General features: G+C 35.8%; 13 protein-coding genes and 1 riboswitch. Of the genes, 11 read left to right on the top strand and 2 right to left on the bottom strand.

Features of this window, described 5'->3' with window-relative positions; all coding sequences use genetic code 11:
- Positions 1 to 10 precede the first annotated feature (10 nt).
- The 10 genes from rnpM (at position 11) to I586_RS02910 (ending at position 10,548) form a co-directional block, all read left to right on the top strand.
- Entirely contained in the window at positions 11 to 307 is a 297-nt protein-coding gene (gene rnpM, locus I586_RS02955) for an RNase P modulator RnpM (protein WP_010764656.1), read from the top strand.
- Entirely contained in the window at positions 300 to 602 is a 303-nt protein-coding gene (locus I586_RS02950) for a L7Ae/L30e/S12e/Gadd45 family ribosomal protein (protein ID WP_010764657.1), read from the top strand. The genes rnpM and I586_RS02950 overlap by 8 nt, the downstream gene beginning before the upstream one ends.
- Before the next feature lie 12 nt (positions 603 to 614).
- Complete coding sequence (gene infB / locus I586_RS02945; protein WP_010764658.1) at positions 615 to 3,176, top strand: translation initiation factor IF-2; 2,562 nt, start codon at positions 615 to 617, stop codon at positions 3,174 to 3,176.
- Between the two features lie 28 nt (positions 3,177 to 3,204).
- Complete coding sequence (gene rbfA, locus I586_RS02940; RefSeq protein WP_010764659.1) at positions 3,205 to 3,552, top strand: 30S ribosome-binding factor RbfA; 348 nt, start codon at positions 3,205 to 3,207, stop codon at positions 3,550 to 3,552.
- A 138-nt stretch (positions 3,553 to 3,690) separates the two neighbouring features.
- Complete coding sequence (locus tag I586_RS02935; RefSeq protein WP_010764660.1) at positions 3,691 to 4,536, top strand: hypothetical protein; 846 nt, start codon at positions 3,691 to 3,693, stop codon at positions 4,534 to 4,536.
- A gap of 251 nt (positions 4,537 to 4,787) precedes the next feature.
- Positions 4,788 to 6,065: a PcsB-like coiled-coil domain-containing protein gene (locus tag I586_RS02930; RefSeq protein ID WP_010764661.1), complete on the top strand. Its 1,278-nt coding sequence runs from the start codon at positions 4,788 to 4,790 to the stop codon at positions 6,063 to 6,065.
- A gap of 190 nt (positions 6,066 to 6,255) precedes the next feature.
- On the top strand, positions 6,256 to 7,176 hold the full coding sequence (gene truB, locus I586_RS02925; RefSeq protein ID WP_010764662.1) for a tRNA pseudouridine(55) synthase TruB: 921 nt from the start codon (positions 6,256 to 6,258) through the stop codon (positions 7,174 to 7,176).
- 17 nt (positions 7,177 to 7,193) lie between these two features.
- Positions 7,194 to 8,141, top strand: a complete 948-nt coding sequence (ribF, locus tag I586_RS02920) for a riboflavin biosynthesis protein RibF (protein WP_010764663.1) — start codon at positions 7,194 to 7,196, stop codon at positions 8,139 to 8,141.
- 214 nt (positions 8,142 to 8,355) lie between these two features.
- A complete protein-coding gene (locus I586_RS16875) occupies positions 8,356 to 10,191 on the top strand; it encodes a glycerophosphodiester phosphodiesterase family protein (RefSeq protein WP_010764664.1) in 1,836 nt (611 codons plus the stop codon).
- A 120-nt stretch (positions 10,192 to 10,311) separates the two neighbouring features.
- Positions 10,312 to 10,548, top strand: a complete 237-nt coding sequence (locus I586_RS02910; RefSeq protein WP_010764665.1) for a hypothetical protein — start codon at positions 10,312 to 10,314, stop codon at positions 10,546 to 10,548.
- Positions 10,549 to 10,626: 78 nt separating this feature from the next.
- On the opposite strand, the gene I586_RS02905 is transcribed toward I586_RS02910, so the two are convergent.
- Complete coding sequence (locus tag I586_RS02905; RefSeq protein ID WP_010764666.1) at positions 10,627 to 11,523, bottom strand: LysR family transcriptional regulator; 897 nt, start codon at positions 11,521 to 11,523, stop codon at positions 10,627 to 10,629.
- 27 nt (positions 11,524 to 11,550) lie between these two features.
- On the bottom strand, positions 11,551 to 12,432 hold the full coding sequence (locus tag I586_RS02900) for a LysR family transcriptional regulator (protein ID WP_010764667.1): 882 nt from the start codon (positions 12,430 to 12,432) through the stop codon (positions 11,551 to 11,553).
- A 511-nt stretch (positions 12,433 to 12,943) separates the two neighbouring features.
- Positions 12,944 to 13,114: riboswitch (M-box (ykoK) riboswitch) on the top strand.
- A 117-nt stretch (positions 13,115 to 13,231) separates the two neighbouring features.
- Between I586_RS02900 and mgtA the strand changes: the two genes are divergently transcribed.
- Positions 13,232 to 15,892 (top strand): magnesium-translocating P-type ATPase, encoded by a 2,661-nt coding sequence (gene mgtA, locus I586_RS02895; RefSeq protein ID WP_010764668.1) that lies wholly within the window; start codon positions 13,232 to 13,234, stop codon positions 15,890 to 15,892.
- The last annotated feature ends 463 nt before the right edge of the window (positions 15,893 to 16,355 follow it).

Genomic DNA, 16,355 nt, shown 5'->3' with positions numbered 1-16,355 from the left:
AGGGAATCAAATGAAAAAAAGAAAAGTCCCGATGCGCAAATCTGTTGTTTCAGGTGAAATGAAACCCAAAAAAGAATTAGTTCGAATCACGCGTTCAAAAGAGGGCGAAGTTGCAATTGACCCGACAGGAAAAATGCCTGGACGTGGAGCGTATGTTTCACTTGAGCCTAAAGAAGTCCAAGAAGCCTGGGACAAGCATATTTTAGACCGCGTGTTGGAAACAACGTTGACAGATGATTTTTATCAAGAATTATTAGGTTATGTTGAACACCAAAAAGCACGTAATGAGTTGTTCGGCAATGGATAAAGAAAAAACATTGAATTTATTAGGTTTGGCTATGAGAGCTGGAAAACTAGTGACCGGTGAAGAATTGACTATCGGTGATATTCGCAGCAATAAAGCAAAGTACGTTTTTGTTGCATCTGACGCTAGTGACAATACAAGAAAGAAAATAAAGGATAAATGTTCTTATTACAACGTTCCTTGTAGTGAGTCGCTTTTACATTCAGAGTTAAGCCACGCGATAGGTAGACCGCGAATGGTGATCGGAATCAATGACCAAGGCTTTGCGACTAAGTTCAAGGAACTAAACAAAGGTTAGGAAGGTGATTGCATGGGAAAAAAAAGAATTTATGAATTAGCAAAAGAAATCAATCAATCGAGTAAAGATGTTGTCGAAAAAGCACATGCTTTAGGTATGGATGTGAAAAACCACATGGGCGCAATTTCTTCTGAGGACGAATCAAAACTTCGCAACTCATTTGGAGGAAACAAACCTGCAAATACACAACAAAAACCTGCGGCTAAACCACAAGCAGCGCAAAGTGGTCAAGCACACACAAAACCAGCAAATCCAAAACCAGCTAACCAAAATGGAAATAGACCAAACCAAAATCAACAAAGAACGCAACAACAAAACGGACAACAAAATCGTCCGCAACAAAACAATCAAAATCGTCCAGCACAATCTGGACAAACAAATAATCAAAATCGCAACAACCAAAATCGAAACATGCAAGGAAGCAGCCAAAATATGACTCAAAACCGTTCAAATCAAGGACAGCAAAACCGTCCGCAACAAAACAATCAAAATCGTCCAGCACAATCTGGACAACAAAATACTCAAAACCGTAACAATAACAATAACCAAAACCGTAACACCCAAGGAAATAGTCAAAACACAAATCAAAACCGTCCAGCTCAACAAGGACAAAATAGCACTAACACACAAGGCAATCAAAACCGTAACAATACTAATTCTGGAAATCGTAACAACAGTTTTGGTGGTGGCGGAGGCCAAAATCGTAACCGTAATGGCTACAATAACCAAAACCGCAACAGATACAATAAAAAAGGCAAAAAAGGTAAATACCAAGAATCTACAAAACCAGCTGTACCAGCGCGTAAATTCCGTGAATTACCAGATGTATTAGAATATACTGAAGGAATGAACGTAGCCGATATCGCGAAGAAAATTCATCGCGAACCAGCTGAAATCATCAAGAAACTATTTATGATGGGCGTTATGGTCAATCAAAACCAATCCCTAGATAAAGAAACAATCGAACTATTGGCAGTAGATTACGGAATGGAACCACAAGAAAAAGTGCAAGTCGATGTTGCTGATATCGATAAATTCTTCGAACCAGAAGCATTAGTTGAAGAAAATCTTGTAACACGTCCGCCAGTTGTAACGATCATGGGTCACGTTGACCACGGTAAAACAACATTGCTTGATACTTTACGTAATTCACGTGTAACTTCTGGTGAAGCGGGTGGTATCACACAACATATTGGTGCGTACCAAATCGATATCGATGGCAAACCAATCACTTTCTTAGATACACCAGGACATGCGGCGTTTACAAGCATGCGTGCTCGTGGAGCTGGTATCACAGATATTACGATCTTAGTTGTTGCAGCAGATGATGGTGTAATGCCGCAAACTGTTGAAGCCATCAATCATGCTAAAGCAGCAGAAGTACCAATTATCGTAGCAGTCAACAAAGTTGATAAACCGGGTGCCAACCCTGATCACGTAAAACAAGAATTAAGCGAACATGGCTTGATTCCTGAAGAATGGGGTGGAGATACGATCTTCGTGAATATTTCGGCGAAATTCAATCAAAACATTGAAGAATTATTAGAAAATATTCTTTTAATTGCTGAAGTAGAAGACTTGAAAGCTGACCCAACGCAACGCGCAATCGGTACAGTGATCGAAGCTCGTTTAGATAAAGGAAAAGGCCCTGTTGCGACATTGCTTGTTCAACAAGGTTCATTACGAGTTGGAGATCCAATCGTAGTCGGAAATACATTCGGACGCGTTCGTGTTATGACGAATGATATTGGTCGTCGTGATAAGGCAGTAGGTCCAGCAACGCCAGTAGAAATCACTGGTCTAAATGATGTACCGCAAGCAGGAGATCGTTTTGTAGTCTTTGAAGATGAAAAAACAGCTCGTCAAGCAGGGGAAGAACGTGGCAAACGCGCCGTTCTTGAACAACGTTCTTCAAATAATCGTGTAACGTTAGACAACTTATTCGAAAGCCTAAAAGAAGGCGAGTTGAAAGATGTTAACGTGATTATTAAAGCAGATGTACAAGGTACAGCAGAAGCATTGGCAGCAAGTTTACAAAAAATCGAAGTTGCAGGTGTTCGTGTGAAAATCGTTCACTCGGCAGTTGGAGCAATCAATGAAAGTGACGTAACGCTTGCCGCAGCAAGTAATGCGATCATCATTGGGTTTAACGTTCGTCCGACGCCACAAGCAAAACAACAAGCTGAGCAAGAAGAAGTGGATATCCGTTTACACCGTATCATCTACAAAGCCATCGAAGAAATCGAAACAGCGATGAAAGGAATGCTTGATCCTGAATTTGAGGAAAAAATTACAGGTCAAATGACAGTCCGCGAACTTTATAAAGTATCTAAAGTTGGAACAATTGCTGGTTGTTACGTAACGGAAGGCTCTATCCGTCGTGATAGCGGCGTTCGTGTGATTCGCGATGGTATTGTGATCTTTGAAGGGAAACTATCAAGCTTGAAACGCTTTAAAGATGATGCCAAAGAAGTCAAACTTGGCTTTGAATGTGGTGCGATGGTTGAAAACTTCAACGACCTTAAAGTCGATGATGTAATTGAAGGCTTCGTTATGGAAGAAATCAAACAATAATCTATAAATAGAGAGAAGGAGAAACAGTATGGCAAATTATCGTGACCGCCGAGTAGGTCAAGAAATTATGCGTGAAATCAATGATATATTGAGAAAACGCGTAAGAGACCCGCGTGTACAAGACATTACAATCACTGACGTTCGAGTAACTGGGGATCTACAACAAGCGACGATTTATTACAGTTTGTTATCTGATCTAGCTTCTGATCAACAAAAAGCGCAACAAGGATTAGATAAAGCAAAAGGATTGATCCGGAAAGAATTAGGACAACGTTTAACGCTATATAAAACGCCAGAGCTTATTTTTGAAAAGGATGAATCTGTTCAATATGGTAATCATATTGATGAGCTGATTCGCAAATTAAATCAAGAATAGATAAAAGATAAAAGATAAAAGATAAAAAGTATCTTCTTGTTGATAGAAGGTGCTTTTTATCTTTTTTATCGTAATTTTATTGTTATTTCAAAATGCTTTATGTATAATATATTTAATAGAAAAAGGAGGAAAGTGCTAATGAAAAAGAGTCACAAATTATTAATAGGTGTTGGATTGGTTTCACTATTTAGTTTAGGGATTTTAGTGGGGAAGCATGGGGATGCTGACGAAAGAAAAATCTATATACCTTCTGCAGGAATCCGTGAAAAACTAGTGATGGAGATTGGGGATGCAGAAGAAAATAATCTCGTAGAAAACGAGTTACCTACATCACTACAGCTATCTCAAATTGAAAAGGATCATATGATCATTCAAAACAAGCAAAATGACGCTGGAACTAATTATGAAAAGGTTTTCTCTCTTGATGGACTTCAAGAAGTCAAGAATACTAAAGGGATATCATTGTTGATGTTTAATAACGTTATCGATTATCGACCTCTTGGAGAAATGACTAATTTAGAACATATTCAGTTATATTTAGATACCAGTAATAGTGATTCTGCTGTAAAAAAATCAGTCGATGTTTCATTTGTAGAAAAGCTTAAAAAATTAAGGATTTTTGACGGTGGAGGGTTACCAGTTTTAGATTTGACCCCTTTTAATACATTAGATAATATTGAGAAAGTATTTATGAGTGGAACGGTTGAAGGTGGAGCGCCTATAGCTGTTTCGAAAAAAAATAAAAGTACGATTCTTGCAAATCCAGTAACTTATTCTAAGCAATTTGATCATGCTATTTTGAAAGTTGGAGCTTATGATTTGGATGGAAATGAGGTGCCTGTTACGGTTTCGGGAGATAACTTTTTTGTGAGCGGGATCAACGAAGAGACAAATGCTCTGACTTTTGAAATTGAAAAAACTGATCCCAAAAATAACTATATCAGCCATACTCTTCGCTATACATGTCCAATAAGCTGGTATTAGAATAAGCTAGCGTACATAAAGTGTGCGCATAAATATTGTGATTTTTCAAAAAAAGCCGATCAGGGTCACTCCTCTTCGGTTTTTTGCGTAGAATTATCGAAAAAGTTCAATCTATTTGTAACACAATTATCTTTTGTAACTATATTGAAAGAAAGTGTAATATAGTTATCGATTATTTAAGTAAAATTTATGGTATTATTTTAAAGTATACGAATCAATGTATTACTGTTGAATAAAATGGAGGGTCAATAGTGAAAAATAAAAAATTAACCGTATTAATAGTTGGCTTAGTTAGTATTGCTGGAGTAATGACACCTATTACTTCAATGGCTGAAACAGCCGATAAAAAAATAGAGCAGCAAGACAAAGAAATTTCAGCACTAAAAGAAAAACAAAAGGATGTAGCGTCACAAATCACTACACTAGAAGAAGAAATCTCTTCTATATATGATGAAGGAATCACTTTAAATAGACAAAAAACAGATTTAACTAAAAAATCTGAAGAACTAAAAAAAGATATCGCGGCATTAGATATACGTATCAACAAACGAACAGAAGCGATTCAAAATCAAGGAAGAAATGTACAAGTAAATGGACAAGGCACACAAATGCTTGATATTATTTTAAATTCAGAATCGATTTCTGATGCGGTTGGTCGAGTTCAAGCAATTTCTTCAATTATAAATGCAAACAATGACTTAGTGAAACAACAAAAAGAAGATAAGAAACTTGTTGAAACCAAAAAATCTGATATTCAAACGAATTTAGATGCTGTTGAAGAGGCAACAACTCAGCTAGAAAAAGAAAAAGAAAATCTTGTAGCAAAACAGGCAGATTTAAATATGTTAAAAGCACAAGTAGATTCTGAAACATCTGGTGCTGAAAACTCAAAAAATAAACTATTAAAAGAGCAACAAGAAGCGTTGAAAACGCAGCTTGCTAATCAAGAGAAGAAAAAAGAAGAAAAGAAAGTTGCTGCTAAACCAGCAAAAGAAACAGCTAAAAGTGAAACACCAACTGAAACAAGTACACCTAAAACTGATAGTACAGAAACTGTAACACCTCCTGCTACGACAAATGATTCAAATGAACCAACACCAACTGTACCTAGCGAGAGTAACAATGAAACTAATTCAAATAACCAAGAGACGACACCAACAACTGAAACCCCTGAAGTACCTGTAACACCACCAGCTACATCAGGAGATGCAACATTCCAAGCATTGAATGCATTGCGTACTGCAAATGGATTGAATCCTGTAAGTTGGGATGCAGGTCTAGCAGCCACTGCTAGCAGTAGAGCAGCGATCATGCAAAATTATCAGATACCATCAGATCATTGGAATAGAGGGGACGAAGTAATTGCATTTATGTTTGCCCCAGGTAATTCTGTGATCATGGCTTGGTATAATGAGACTAACATGGTATCACCATCTGGAACAGGACATAGAGATTGGGAAATGAATCCTAGTATGACTCGTGTTGGCTTCGGCTATGCTGGAGATGTGATCGTAGGTCATTCTGCCTAGTAAAACAATCTAATCGAATTGCGAAGATCTGAACGGATAAGCGTAAAACAAAGCTACTATCTAGTTTTGTTTTACGCTTTTTTTGTAGAGTATAAAGCATTTTCAAGAGATGGATATGTATTTAAAAAATGAAATTCTGATGTCTTCTATGCTATAATAAACAAGTTAGTAATCTAGATGGAGGAAAACAATGGACGGTATTTTACCTTTATGGAAAGAAGCTGGCATGACAAGTCATGACTGTGTTTTTAAACTACGTAAAATTTTACATACGAAAAAGATTGGTCACGGTGGTACATTGGATCCTGATGTTTCGGGTGTGTTGCCAATTTGTATCGGAAAAGGGACGAAAGTAATTGAATATATGGTTGATTCAGGGAAGACTTATGAAGGGGAAATTACCCTAGGTTTTTCCACGACAACAGAGGATGTCAGTGGCGAAGTAGTTGAGCAAGTTCTACTTTCAACACCTTTTTCAAATGCGGAAATAGACGCTGCTATGCAGACGATGACAGGTTCAATCACACAAATTCCACCAATGTTTTCGGCGGTTAAAGTAAATGGAAAACGCCTTTATGAATATGCAAGAAATGGTGAAGAGGTAGAACGACCAAAAAGAACAGCTATGATTTATTCTTTTGAACGAACAAGTGAACCTGAATTTGATGAAGTAAAGGGCACGCAAAGCTGGCGCTTTAAAGTGGTTTGTGGGAAAGGGACCTATGTTAGAACGCTGTCGGTAGATACGGGTCTTGCTTTAGGCGTGCCCGCCCATATGTCACAGTTGACACGAACAGCGAGTGGCGGTTTAACGGCGGAACAAAGTTTGACCTTAGATCAAGTCGCAGAAAAGATGGAACAAGACGCGCTTTCTAACATTATATTACCGATTGAGATCGCCATTGAACGATTTCAGCGCATTGATTTATCCGATGAACTTTATCAAAAGGTTAAAAATGGCGTTCGATTAAGTCCAAGTGAATTCGGGTTAAACGAGATGCCACAAGATTTAGTTGCGTTGTTTTATCAAGATCAAGTTGTAAGTCTTTATATGGCACATCCAACAAAGGACAATGTATTAAAACCTAGTAAAGTACTAAGAAATAATTAATAGAAAGAAGTTTTATCATGCAAATTATTCCAATTCGACATCCATACACTATAGAGCAAATACCAAGCGATGATGTCGTGATGGTATTGGGCTTTTTTGATGGAGTTCATCGTGGACATCAAAAAGTAATTGAAACGGGCAAAAATATTGCGAGAGAAAAAGGTTTGAAACTTGCGGTAATGACATTTAATCAACATCCGTCAATCGTCTTTCAAAAGGTTTTACCCGAAAATATGAGATATCTGAATAGCTTAGAGCAAAAAGAACGATTGATGGAAAAGCTTGGTGTAGACATTTTGTATGTGGTTGAATTTACCTCAGCATTTGCTCATTTAGCGCCACAAGAATTTGTCGATCAATATATTGTAGGATTACATGCTAAAGTGGCTGTTTCAGGGTTTGATTATACGTATGGTCCAAAGGATATTGCAGATGTTGCTCATTTGCCGGGCTATGCTAAAGATCGTTTTGATATTGCTACGGTAAGTAAAGAAGAATTAGATGGGACCAAAATCAGCTCAACACGCATTCGTGAATTGATGGAACAAGGCAGGATGGAAGACGTTACTGAACTGTTGGGCTATGTTTACGAAACGGACGGAACAGTCGTTCATGGGGATGCTAGAGGTCGTTTGTTAGGATTTCCTACTGCAAATATTAAAGTAAAAAGCACTGTTCGTCTCCCTAGAATTGGGGTTTATGCAGTGAAAATCAAAATTGGTGAAACGTGGCATGTTGGTATGGGGTCAATCGGTCATAATGACACATTTGGAGATGGACGCGAACTAACAGTAGAAGTGTATATTTTAGATTTTCATCAAGATATTTATGGGGAACAAGTAACGGTACGTTGGAATCACTATTTGCGAGATCAGGTTAAATTTGATGGTGCTGAGAATCTGATCATTCAGCTAAAGCAAGATGAGCGAGATACTACTGAGTATTTTACTGAAAAGAACGTTTGATAGTTATCTTCTTTTATGGCTATATGTATTGTTAAGCTGAATAGGTGGCGAAGAAATTTGTTGTCTGTTCAGTTTTTATTTCTCTATAATCAGTTGAGCGAAGAGTAAACGATAAAAGTTTATAATTTTTTTACAAAAGACTACTGATTCAGACACAGGTGAGAAGCAACATGCTAAACTAATGAGAAATACAGCTCATTCAAAGGGGGATGAAATGGAGGAAAAGAAGAAGCTTAAAGGAAAGAAGAAAAATACAGAAAAGAAAAAGACAAGCAGTAAAAGAAAAAAGAAGTTTTTTAGATTTCCAACATTGTTCATCCTAGTGATCGTAATTGGTATAGGTATTTTAGCGTGGTTCTATCTTACTCTAGATTATCAGGACAACTCAAATCCTTCATATGATGGGTATCGGCTTTCACCTTCAAATTCGGATGTCTTTGCCATTCATTTGCCTAAGGAAGAAGCGTTATTAACTGAAGGAGAACGAGTAAACTCTGAATTTTCTGAGCCGATAATCCAGCCTTGGGTACAGGATAAAGCTGTTAACTATCCTGCACAACGACCTTTTTTTCGTTTACTAAATATGGATAACAAGCAGACCGTATACAAACTAAGTGCCAATCTATCTAGTGTTAAACATATAGCGAAAGTTGAATTTCCAACATTTGGAGAACAAGATGGACCAAGCGATAGTCAAATTTATCAAGGTGTTTACCATCCTGAGACGAACAGTTGGGAAAGCGATATTCTTATTAAAAAGCATCAAGAAGCTGGCCGTTATCAAATCAAGATTTTGATTACAAAAGAAAATGGGACAACAGAATTAGTTGATTTTGGTTCATTTGTTGTAAATCAGCCAAGTATAGAAGCGACTATAGATAATACCGATATTGGTAAAGGTCAATTTGACGTAACGATTAAAACAAATACCATCCCAGACGTTGAAAAATTAATTGTTCCTGTGTGGTCAAAAGAAGATAAAAGCGATGAAAAAAAATATGAAGCAACTAAACAATCGGATCATTTATACAAAGTTCATGTTGATTATGAAGATTTTGATTTTACTAATGGCGTTTACCATGCTAATGCAGAAATGATTGCTAAAAATGGACTAAAAGCTGGAACTGACGCTGGAACTACGGAAATTCAACTTAGACGACCTGTTCGTATTCGCATAATGCAAGAAACAACTCTTTTTCAAAATCGAACGCTATCTAAATCAGCTAGGCAGTTGGCTGCAAATAGTGTAGCGTATGTGAAAGGAATTGTCTTTAATTCTGAAAAGAAAATTTATCGAACAACTGAAGGGTATATTTCTGCTGAAAATATTGAAATCAGTGAAATGATGGATGATATACGCTATGTTGCCCATAGAGGAAATCATAAAGTAGCGCCAGAAAATTCAATTCCTTCTTTCCAACAATCTAATAGCTGGGGGATCGAAACAGATGTCTGGTTGACCAAAGATAAACAATGGGTGATCATGCATGATAAAACTGTTGATCGAATGACCAATGGCAAAGGTAAAATCAGTGATCTGACATTGGCTCAAATAAGAGAATTACGTATCGATCAAGGTTCGAATAAAGAAAATTATTCTTCAGATCAGTTGGTCATTCCGACTTTAGAGGATTTTTTGACAATCATGAATAGTAAGCAAAGTATTCCTTTTATTGAATTGAAAGCAAAAAAACTTGCACCAAGTGAATATGATAGTTTAGCAAATCTGATAAGTTCATATGGTATGGCAAACACCGCGGTGATTATTTCTTTTGATTATTCTAATCTAGTAGAAATGAAAAAACGACTTCCAGATACCCAAGTTCAGTTTCTCGCCAACACTTTGGACGATGTAATGATTGACCAAATGAGTAATTTAGGTGGAAATGCTGGCTTAGATATCCGATATGAAAGTGTGGCAAATAGAGCTGACTTGATTGCAAAGGCGCAAAGCAAAGGCTTAACAGTCAATTTGTGGGGAGTACCGCAAAGTGAGTTTAAAAAAATGGAGTCGTTAGGAATCAATAATTTAACAACAGATTATGATTAAAGGGTTGTTAAAAAAGAAATACCTCTATGAAATTTTTCGGATGGTTGATCCTTGTAATTCTGTCATAATAAACGGTAAGCATCAGTAGTTGCTTATTAATTTATTAGGAGGATGAAGTCCATGAAAAAAATTATCTTAGGAACAACAATCTTACTATGTTCATTTGCGTTAGTGGGATGCGGTAAAAATGCAGAGAAGAATAAAAATAAATCTGAAGCGCCAGCATCCTCCAAGGTTGAGAAAGAGAGTACCTCTTCGGAATCAAGCAAAAAGGCTGAGGATGAAAAGTCTTCAAAATCGGATTTAAAAAAGACGGATAAGAAACTATCAGAATCAGTTGAAAAAAAGAAAAAATGACGGAACATTAAATCAAGTGAAAAAGGACTAGATAGCTCATAGAGTTATCTAGTCCTTTTTTTATATGCGATTCGTTTACTAAAAGGTATGGTTAGTAAATGCCGCTAACGTTTGTTTTAGTTGAGTACTCATATATTTATTTTTTAGATAATAAATCGACATTTGCCTGATTGGAAGAGCGCTGTGAGTGATCGAGGTAATATTTAAATCTTTTAAGTACGTTTCTAAATACTCAGGAACGATAGAGAAAATATCTGTGTTACGGACCATGTAGAGAATTAATTCAGTTGTATCAACTTGAATATCATTTTCCTTAGATCGAGTTGGAAAATTCTTTTGCATCCAGTCATCTAGTATTTTCGTTTCAAGAAAAGTTTGGCTAAAAAAAACAAATGGGTAATCATTGAATAAATCTAATGTTAGCGTTGGATTCTTTAAGAGTGGGTGCCCATTTCGTACAATAATTTGATAATTATTTGAATAAAGATCTATTTTATTTAGGGGTGGCGGCACATTTTTTATAGAGGGGCCAATTCCAATATCAGATTCTAAGGTTTCAAGTGATTTAAAAATATTATCGGAAATAATTGTATTGATATTCAAATGATGATGCTCATGAAATAACGTAGAAAGAGTACTATTTAATTTAAATTCTAAATCATTTAAGAATAGAGAAACGTTGATAGTTGTGGTAATAGGCTGTTTTGATAAGTCGTGAGAAAAATCGTTAACTTCTTCACGAATATAGAATAGTTCTTGCTTGATGCGCCAGCCATGCATCTCTAAAATTTTTCCGGCAGGTGTTAACTGGCAGGTTGTACTATTTCTATCAAATAAAATCGTTCCAATTTCATCTTCCAGATTTTTAATTTGTTTACTGAGGGCAGCTTGAGAGATTCCAAGAGCATGACTGGCTCGAGTAAATTGTTTTTGCTCACAAAGAGTGAGAAAGTAATGTAAGTGAGATAGTTCCATAACATATTTCTCCTTTTTAAGAATGCATTAAAAAATAAATTGAAGTTGTTTGAGTAGATATTTGTGGCTTTCAGAGAGGGTGTAATCTGAGGAATAACCGATTGAAATATCTCTAAATGGGCCATTGATCATTTCAATAGAAGAAACATTCAAATGAAGAGGAAGTGAATCTGCCAATGAAAAGGGAAGAAAAGCGACTCCAAAGTCTTGATCAACTAAATTTAATATCGAAAGTGTAGATGGAAGCTCATAATGTCGATTCGTATAAAGTTCTGGATGCGTTGATTCGATCCATGAATCAATTATCTTCTTTTCAAAAAGTTGATTTGAATAGTTTATTAAAGGCAACTCTTTTAACTGATGTACGGATACTTCATCCAATTTTGCTAACTTATTTTGGGTGCTAGTGAAAACAACATAAGATTCAGAAAAAATTAAATCAGTCTTAATCGAACTTTTCTTATCTGAAAGAATACCTAGCGCAATATCAATTTCGTTGTGTTCAAGAACCTCTTCTAAATTACTATAATAGCTGTAATTAAGAGAAACGGATGGATAGCGTTTTTGGAAAATAGTCAATGAGTTTGCTATCAAATAATCGGTATCCGCTAAATTAGTCCCAATTCTGATCGTTGCAGTTTCTCCTGTATGGACTAACAAATTGATTTCAGATAGGGCATTTTCAAATTCTTGAAATATTGTTTCACCTCGTCTTTTCAAAACAAAACCTTCGGGTGTTAAAGTGTTATTCCCGTGATTTCTGATTATTAATTGAACATTTAGTTCCTTTTCTAATTCTCGGATATGAGTACTCAGATAGGGTTGAGAAATCCCTAATTCTTCAGAGGCTTTTGTAAAACTCTTATTTTTACATAAAGATAAAAAATAGTCTAAGTGTTTTAGCTTCATTTTTGCAGCTCCTTTACACAATAAAATTTAGTCCTCTACAAGATAAAATAAGTCTTATTGAAATAGTTCTTTTTTTGAAAAACTATATAAAAAATTAATAGTAGGTTGATTAGCAAAAGAAAAGGCTCCTTCAATTGGTGATAGCAAACCAATTAAAGGAGCTTTTATCAGTGTACTAAATCTGATAAGAAACGATGAACTTTTTACTCATTTAGTATAGTTTGAAATTTCAAGTGACACCATTTTATTATACTTATAGGACTATTCCATTTTGTTGATATCTTGTAAAAGAGAAAGAAAACAAAATCCACTTCGCTGGAAAGACGAAGTGGATTTTGTCAGAGTTTACATTGTAAAAAGGAGTATGGATTTATGCATAAACGAAGTTGGGATGTTCGTCTATATAACGATCTTAAACAAAAATAGTGAAATAGACTATCTCGTTTTCTCTATAGAGCTATTCCTTTTTTCGACTATAAAATAAGGAGGTAAATCATTAAACTAAACGTGTAATTCTTCTTGTTAGGTGAGGCTCCTATACAAACACAGGCTACTGCCCAAAAATGTCGAGAGACGCCAATGGGTAGAACAGGAATTGTCGAACGAAGGCTTTTCATAAGGTAGCTAAAAGCAGAGGCTTTTTACGTTGTATAGTGCCAAAACTCAACGATTACGAAGACTCACGTCAAAGCGGACTGAGTTTTCAGTGCGTTCTTTTTGTGTGGAAAGGATGTGGTAATCATGCCAGATGATAGTTCGATAAACAAAAAAACAATAGAAAGAAAAGAGGATACCTCTGATGCAAAAAGAAATGAAGAACATGATCCATGAAAAAGCCTATCAAAAATTAGCCAATTTACCTATCGACAAAGTGCTAGAAAGTTTTTCCTCTTCGTGGGATGGACTGAAAGCCAGAGAAGTTCAACAATCAAAGGAAAAATTTGGTGTAAATAAAATCACTGGTGATAAAAAGAAATCATTTATTTATACCGTCGTAAAATCCTATGTTACACCTTTTACTGTGGTGCTGATGGTTCTTGCCACGATTTCATTTTTTACGGAATACGTATATGCTGATCCAAGTGAAAAAGATATTGCGGGTGTTTTGATCATGCTGGTCATGATTTTATTGAGTGGGACGATGACGTTAATCCAATCAGTCAAATCTAATAATGTTGTTAGTAAGCTACAAACCATGATCCAAATCACAGCGACTGTTACCAGAGAAAATAAAGAGATGGAAATTCCTATGGATGAAGTGGTTTGTGGCGATTTAGTGAAGCTTTCAGCTGGCGATATGATTCCAGCAGACCTTCGTTTGATTCATGCAAAAGATTTATTTGTATCTCAATCAGCGATGACGGGTGAAAGTTTTCCTGTTGAAAAAAAAGTAAAGAATTTCGTTTCAACAAATAATAATCAAACGGATTTTGAAAATCTATTATTCTTAGGAAGTAATGTGGTTAGCGGTAGTGGTGTCGGGGTAGCAGTTCGCGTTGGAGACAATACCTTATTTGGAAAAATTGCCCAAGATGTAGCGGATGATGAGAAAAAGACAAGCTTTGAATTAGGTGTGAATAAAACCACTTGGTTGTTGATTCGTTTTATGATGGTCATTACACCAGCAGTCTTTTTGATCAATGGCATTACAAAAGGTAATTGGAGTGAAGCCTTGATGTTTGCGATTGCGACAGCGGTTGGCCTTACGCCAGAAATGCTGCCAATGATTGTTACGACCAATTTAGTTAAGGGCTCTAGAGACATGGCAAAAGAAGGCACGATCATGAAAAATATCAATGCTATTCAAAACTTTGGCGCCATGGATATTTTATGTACAGATAAAACGGGTACACTAACACAAGATAAAGTGATTTTAGAATATCATTACAATACTTCATGTCAAGAAGATCGAGAAGTCTTACATTCAGCATTTTTAAATAGCTACTTTCAAACAGGCCTGCGCAATCTAATTGATAAAGCAATTATTGAAGCAACGTCAAAAGAGTTATTCATTGATGAAGAAGACTACTTTAAAATTGATGAAATTCCATTTGATTTTAATCGTAGAAGAATGAGTGTGGTGGTCAAAAATAGAAGATCTAATCAAAGTTTTTTGATTACCAAAGGTGCAGTGGAAGAAATGCTGCAAGCTTGTTCTCATATCAACCAACATGGTGAGATTGTGCCAATCACGCCCCAAATAAAGAAGCAAGTATTAAAAACAGTAAACGAATTAAATAAAGATGGCTTACGAGTATTAGCGATTGCCGATAAACAGGTCAACAATCAATTAGATGACTATTCGGTTGAAGATGAAAAAGAATTGATCTTACAAGGGTATTTAGCATTTTTAGATCCTCCTAAAGAAACGGCAGCAGCAGCTATTAAAGCGCTAGAAAATAATGGTGTTTCAGTGAAAATCTTAACAGGTGATAATGAGTTGGTTACCCGTTCAGTTTGTAAAGAGGTTGGTCTTGGTGTGGAAAAAATGATCAATGGTTCATCTCTTGCAAAGCTATCTGAAACGGAGTTAGAAGAAACGGTGAATGAATACAACATTTTCACAAAAGTAACTCCTGATCAAAAAACAAAAATTGTAAAAGCATTGAAAAAAAATGAACAAACAGTTGGATTCATGGGAGATGGGATCAATGATGCCGGTGCGATGAAAGTTTCGGATGTTGGAATTTCTGTCGATACTGCAGTCGACATTGCCAAAGAATCGGCAGATGTCATTTTACTGCAAAAAGACTTGATGGTCTTGGAAAAAGGAATCATATCCGGTCGCAGAGTGTTTAGTAATACAATGAAATATATCAAAATGACTGCAAGTTCCAATTTTGGTAATGTATTTTCTGTTATTCCAGCTAGTATCTTCTTACCATTTTTACCAGTAGCGCCAATCCAATCACTTTTTTTGAATTTGATTTATGATACATCATGTATGTCAGTTCCTTGGGATAATGTGGATGCTGAATATGTAGAAAAGCCGAAAAAATGGGAAGCTAAATCGATCGGTTCATTCATGAAATGGTTTGGACCAACAAGTTCTATTTTTGATATCGTAACGTATTTATTTATGTACTTTATTATTTGTCCAGCTATTTTAGGTGGCGGCTTCTTTTCGCTAACTGCTGATAAACAACTACTATTTATCGCTATTTTTCACGCTGGTTGGTTTATTGAATCGTTATGGTCACAAATGCTGGTGCTACATGTGTTGAGAACGCCTAAAATACCGTTTCTTCAAAGTAGAGCGTCAGGTATTTTGACGCTAGTTACTTCGATTGGGATTTTGGTTGGAACAATTTTACCATTCACGGGTCTAGGCGCTAGTATTGGATTTGCTCCGTTGCCTGGAAATTATTTTTATTATTTGATTCCAACTATTGTTGCCTATTTATTTTTAGTAACAGTGATCAAAAAAATCTATATGAGAAAATATCAAGAGTTACTTTAGTCAAAATATTTTTTGTAAATCTTAGAATAAAAAAAGAGGGGAATCATATTTTCTTTGATATCAAGTTTTTTTTCTTTTGACTTTGTTTAAGGAATTTATGCAGATTTTCTGTGATTGTACTTGATTATACCAACTTGACTAACTGTATTGTCAGAAAATAGGTAAAAATCATAGAAAAGTTGACGACAAAAAAAATTCGAAAAATACCAAAACAATGCTTCCTATTAAACTAAAAATTTGTAAGTTAAACTTAGCTCTTACCGTTTTTAGGAGTAATTGTTATGATGGATCTGATTTTTGATACTTTCATAATGACATGCTTGGAACCATCACTTACTTTTTAATGTATGTAGTCAAGGCGGTAGTCAATTTAATGAAAATTTCAGTGATATCAATAGAGGCAGTCTTTTTAACACGAAGCAAAAAAAACTCAAATTATTGATTATTTAGTAGTTTGAGCTTT

Source organism: Enterococcus moraviensis ATCC BAA-383, from assembly GCF_000407445.1.
GTDB lineage: Bacteria > Bacillota > Bacilli > Lactobacillales > Enterococcaceae > Enterococcus_L > Enterococcus_L moraviensis.
The sequence above is the reverse complement of the archived record's forward strand: the minus strand, read 5'-3'. Positions and strand labels throughout refer to the sequence as shown.

Excerpts from the sequence above, each read along its gene's own strand:
- I586_RS02950 (WP_010764657.1), top strand. The coding sequence starts at position 300 with ATGGATAAAGAAAAAACATTGAATTTATTAGGTTTGGCTATGAGAGCT.
- truB (WP_010764662.1), top strand. The coding sequence starts at position 6,256 with ATGGACGGTATTTTACCTTTATGGAAAGAAGCTGGCATGACAAGTCAT.
- infB (WP_010764658.1), top strand. The coding sequence starts at position 615 with ATGGGAAAAAAAAGAATTTATGAATTAGCAAAAGAAATCAATCAATCG.
- I586_RS02905 (WP_010764666.1), bottom strand. The coding sequence starts at position 11,523 with ATGGAACTATCTCACTTACATTACTTTCTCACTCTTTGTGAGCAAAAA.
- I586_RS02910 (WP_010764665.1), top strand. The coding sequence starts at position 10,312 with ATGAAAAAAATTATCTTAGGAACAACAATCTTACTATGTTCATTTGCG.
- I586_RS16875 (WP_010764664.1), top strand. The coding sequence starts at position 8,356 with ATGGAGGAAAAGAAGAAGCTTAAAGGAAAGAAGAAAAATACAGAAAAG.
- I586_RS02935 (WP_010764660.1), top strand. The coding sequence starts at position 3,691 with ATGAAAAAGAGTCACAAATTATTAATAGGTGTTGGATTGGTTTCACTA.
- I586_RS02900 (WP_010764667.1), bottom strand. The coding sequence starts at position 12,432 with ATGAAGCTAAAACACTTAGACTATTTTTTATCTTTATGTAAAAATAAG.
- rbfA (WP_010764659.1), top strand. The coding sequence starts at position 3,205 with ATGGCAAATTATCGTGACCGCCGAGTAGGTCAAGAAATTATGCGTGAA.
- ribF (WP_010764663.1), top strand. The coding sequence starts at position 7,194 with ATGCAAATTATTCCAATTCGACATCCATACACTATAGAGCAAATACCA.
- mgtA (WP_010764668.1), top strand. The coding sequence starts at position 13,232 with ATGCAAAAAGAAATGAAGAACATGATCCATGAAAAAGCCTATCAAAAA.
- rnpM (WP_010764656.1), top strand. The coding sequence starts at position 11 with ATGAAAAAAAGAAAAGTCCCGATGCGCAAATCTGTTGTTTCAGGTGAA.